1 protein-coding gene is annotated in these 758 nt (G+C 39.4%); it reads left to right on the top strand.

The features are described 5' to 3' along the window. Nucleotides 1–758: cbb3-type cytochrome c oxidase subunit I (locus ACYVPE_RS39910; protein ID WP_461038742.1), on the top strand; the 758-nt coding region annotated here is incomplete at both ends.

Here is a 758-nt window from a genome sequence, read left to right as displayed (position 1 = left end):
CTCCTGCTATTGTTCTTATCGTTTCAAGTGTATTCGTAGAACAAGGTATGGGTACAGGTTGGACTCTTTACATGCCTATTACAGGTGTACAATCTCACTCAGGTGGATCAGTAGATCTAGCTATTTTCTCACTACACCTTTCAGGTATCTCATCAATGCTAGGTGCTATGAACATTATCACTACTATTATTAACATGCGAGCTCCTGGTATGACACTACACAAGATGCCTCTATTTGTATGGGCTATGCTATTCCAATCAATTATCATTATCCTATGTATCCCAGTTCTAGCTGGTGCACTAACAATGATTATTACAGATCGAAACTTCAACACATCATTCTACGACCCTGCTGGTGGTGGTGACCCAGTTCTATATGAACACCTCTTTTGGTTCTTTGGACACCCTGAGGTATATCTAATGATCATTCCAGGTTTTGGTATGATTTCACACATTATCTCAACATTTTCACAAAAGCCTATTTTTGGCTACCTCGGGATGGTATATGCTATTGCATCTATTGGTATTCTAGGATTTATTGTATGGAGTCACCATATGTACGCAGTAGGTCTTGACGTTGATACTCGAGCTTACTTTACAGCAGCTTCTATGATCATCGCAGTACCAACAGGTATTAAGGTATTCTCATGGCTAAACGAAGTGCTAGGCCCACTTCATATACTGGCCAACTATATTATTACTGTTTTTAATATTATCACAGTACCTCTTAGCTATCTATACCCTCGTGCGACCAAGTAT

It is taken from the genome of Streptomyces mayteni, assembly GCF_054783955.1.
Note: the sequence above shows the minus strand (reverse complement) of the source record. Positions and strands in the feature narration are given on the sequence as shown.